Annotated in this window: 4 protein-coding genes; all 4 read left to right on the forward strand. The window is 66.6% G+C overall.

Annotated features, from left to right (window positions below; genetic code table 11):
• On the forward strand, positions 1–500 hold a 500-nt coding region (gene rfbC, locus PKE72_RS17420), incomplete at its 5' end, for a dTDP-4-dehydrorhamnose 3,5-epimerase (protein WP_309298354.1).
• 26 nt (positions 501–526) lie between these two features.
• The gene (rfbB, locus tag PKE72_RS17425) at positions 527–1,582 is read left to right on the forward strand and encodes a dTDP-glucose 4,6-dehydratase (RefSeq protein ID WP_271166635.1); all 1,056 of its coding nucleotides are present in this window, start codon (positions 527–529) and stop codon (positions 1,580–1,582) included.
• A complete protein-coding gene (rfbD, locus tag PKE72_RS17430) occupies positions 1,575–2,477 on the forward strand; it encodes a dTDP-4-dehydrorhamnose reductase (protein WP_271166636.1) in 903 nt (300 codons plus the stop codon). Before rfbB ends, rfbD begins: the two co-directional genes overlap by 8 nt.
• Positions 2,474–3,242, forward strand: a 769-nt coding sequence (gene rfbA / locus PKE72_RS17435; RefSeq protein WP_271166637.1) for a glucose-1-phosphate thymidylyltransferase RfbA, incomplete at its 3' end; no start/stop codon positions are given. The genes rfbD and rfbA, both read left to right, overlap by 4 nt.

A 3,242-nucleotide genomic window follows, 5' to 3' on the forward strand; every position in this document is an offset into this window, starting at 1 on the left:
CAGAGGCGGCGGCCTTGGCGGCCGGGATCGACGCGCGGTTCGTCCAGGACAACCAGTCGTTTTCGGCCTTTGAGGGCACGATCCGGGGGCTGCATTATCAGCGGCCGCCGCACGCACAGGCCAAGCTGGTGCGGTGCGTGCGTGGCTCGATCATGGATTATGCGGTGGATATCCGGCGGGGGTCGCCAACCTACGGCCAGCATGTGGGGGCCAAGCTGACCGCCGAGGGCGGCGAGCAGCTGTTCGTGCCGGTTGGTTTCGCCCATGCGTTCGTGACGCTCGAGCCCGATGTCGAGGTCGCCTACAAGGTGACCGACGTCTATGCGCCGGACTGCGACGGCGGCCTCGTCTGGAACGATCCGACGATCGCGATCGACTGGCCCTTGCCGACCACGGGCGCAGTCCTGTCCGACAAGGACAAGGTCCTGCCCACCCTGGCCGAGTTTGACAGCCCGTTCGAGTATGACGGCCGGCCGCTCGAACCCCTTCCCACGCTCTGACCTGAACTCTGACTGAGAGACAACCGATGCGTATTCTTGTCACCGGCGGCGCCGGTTTCATTGGCTCGGCCCTGGTGCGGCGGCTGATCGAGCATACGGACCATGAGGTCCTGGTCTATGACAAGCTGACCTATGCGGGCGTGCTGAGCTCGCTTGAACCGGTGGCGTCGAGCAACCGCTATGCCTTCGTCCAGGCCGACATCTGCGACGCCGAGGCTGTGTCCAAGGCCCTGCGGGAGTTCAAGCCGGACGTGGTCGCCCACCTGGCGGCCGAGAGCCATGTCGATCGCTCGATCGACGGGCCAGGGGCCTTCATCCAGACCAATATGGTCGGCACCTTCGTCATGCTGAACCAGGCGCTGGGCTACTGGCGTGGACTGGACGAGGACGCCAAGGCGGCCTTCCGCTTCCATCACATCTCGACCGACGAAGTGTTCGGCTCGCTGGGCGAGGACGGCTTCTTCACCGAGACCACACCCTATGACCCCCGCTCGCCCTATTCGGCGTCCAAGGCGGGATCGGACCATCTGGTGCGGGCCTGGGGCCACACCTACGGCCTGCCGGTGCTGGTGACCAACTGCTCCAACAACTACGGCCCCTATCACTTCCCCGAGAAGCTGATCCCGCTGATCATCATCCGGGCCCTGAACGGCGAGCCTCTGCCGGTCTATGGCGACGGGTCGAACGTGCGCGACTGGCTGTTCGTCGACGACCACGCCCGCGCCCTTCAGGCCGTGTTCGAGACCGGCACGCCGGGCGAGACCTATAATGTCGGAGGCAATGCCGAACGGAAGAACATTGAAGTGGTCACCGCCATCTGTTCGATCCTGGACCGGCTGCGGCCCAAGGCCGAGGGTCAATACGCCGACCAGATCACCTATGTGACCGACCGTCCGGGTCATGATCATCGCTACGCCATCGATGCGTCGAAGATCCGGTCCGACCTGGACTGGATCCCGTCTGTGACCTTCGAGGAAGGGATCGAGCGGACCGTGACCTGGTATCTGGAGAACCAGACCTGGTGGCAGGACATTCTCGACGCCCGCTATTCGACCCAGCGCCTCGGTGTCGCCAATGGCTGATCCGGTCCACATCCTGATCACGGGCGGGGCCGGTCAGGTGGGACTGGAGCTCCAGGCCGCCGCCTGGCCCGAGGCCGTGGTGCTGCACGCGCCGACGCGGGCTGAACTGGACCTGGGCGACGCCGCCTCGGTGCGCGCCGCCTTCGCCGCCACGCCTTTCGCGGCCGTGATCAACTCCGGCGCCCATACGGCCGTGGACAAGGCCGAGAGCGAAGTCGCCGCCGCCTTCGCCGCAAATGCCATGGGGCCGGCGGTGCTGGCTGACGCGACACGTGAGGCGGGGATCCCGCTGATCCAGGTCTCAACCGACTATGTGTTCGACGGCTCCAAGGCCGGCGTCTATGTCGAGACCGATCCGGTCGGGCCGCTGGGCGTCTATGGCGCCTCCAAACTGGCCGGCGAACTGGCGGTCCGCGCCGGCAATCCGCGCTCAGTCGTGCTGCGCACAGCCTGGGTGCTGAGCGTCCACCGCGCCAACTTCCTCAAGACCATGCTGCGGCTCGCCGCCGACCGGCCGGCGCTACGGGTGGTGGGCGACCAGCACGGCTGCCCGACCTCGGCGCGCGACATCGCTCAAACGCTCCAGACCATCGCCCTGACGATGATCGCCGACCCAGACGCCCCGACCGGCGTCTATCAGTTCGTCAACGCCGGCGAGACCAGTTGGGCCGGACTGGCCAGCGAGATCTTCGCCCTCAGCGCTGCGACCGGCGGTCCGTCCGCCACGGTCGAGGCCATCCCCGCGTCCGAATACCCGACCCCGGCCAAGCGCCCGTCGAACTCGCGCCTGTCGACCGAGAAACTGACCCGCGACTACGGGATCGCGCCCCGCCCCTGGCAGGCCGCCGTCGCCGAGATCGTCCACGAACTCCACGCCGAAAGGACCCTCCCATGAAGGGCATCATCCTGGCCGGAGGATCGGGCACCCGCCTGCATCCGATGACCCTCGTCACCTCGAAACAGCTGATGCCGGTCTACGACAAGCCGATGATCTATTATCCGCTGTCGACCCTGATGCTGGCCGGCATCCGCGAGGTGCTTATCATCTCAACCCCGCGCGACGTGCCCAGCTTCCAGGCCCTGCTGGGCGACGGCTCGCAGTGGGGCATGGAGATCCAGTACGCGGTCCAGCCCAGCCCCGACGGCCTGGCCCAGGCCTACATCATCGGCGCGGACTTCGTCGGCGACAATCCGTCGGCCCTGATCCTGGGCGACAACATCTACTACGGCCACGGCATCACCGACCTGTTCACAAGCGCCATGAGCCGGCCGGATGGGGCGACGGTGTTCGCCTATCACGTCAATGACCCGGAACGATACGGCGTGGTCGCCTTCGATCAGGACATGCGCGCCCTGTCGATCGAGGAGAAGCCGGCGGCGCCCCAGTCGAACTGGGCCGTGACAGGCCTCTACTTCTACGACAAGGACGTGGTCGAGATCGCCCGCGACCTGAAGCCGTCGCCGCGTGGCGAGCTCGAGATCACCGACGTCAACCGCATCTATCTGGAGCGCGGCAAGCTGTCGGTCGAGATCATGGGCCGGGGCTACGCCTGGCTCGACACCGGCACGCCGGACAGCCTGATCGAGGCGGCCGAGTTCGTCCGCGTCCTGGAAAAACGCCAGGGCTTCAAGATCGCCTGCCCCGAAGAGGTCGCCTACC

The sequence above is a fragment of the Brevundimonas intermedia genome (genome assembly GCF_027922165.1).
GTDB classification, from domain to species: Bacteria; Pseudomonadota; Alphaproteobacteria; order Caulobacterales; family Caulobacteraceae; genus Brevundimonas; species Brevundimonas intermedia.

Excerpts from the sequence above, each read along its gene's own strand:
- rfbB (WP_271166635.1), top strand. The coding sequence starts at position 527 with ATGCGTATTCTTGTCACCGGCGGCGCCGGTTTCATTGGCTCGGCCCTG.
- rfbD (WP_271166636.1), top strand. The coding sequence starts at position 1,575 with ATGGCTGATCCGGTCCACATCCTGATCACGGGCGGGGCCGGTCAGGTG.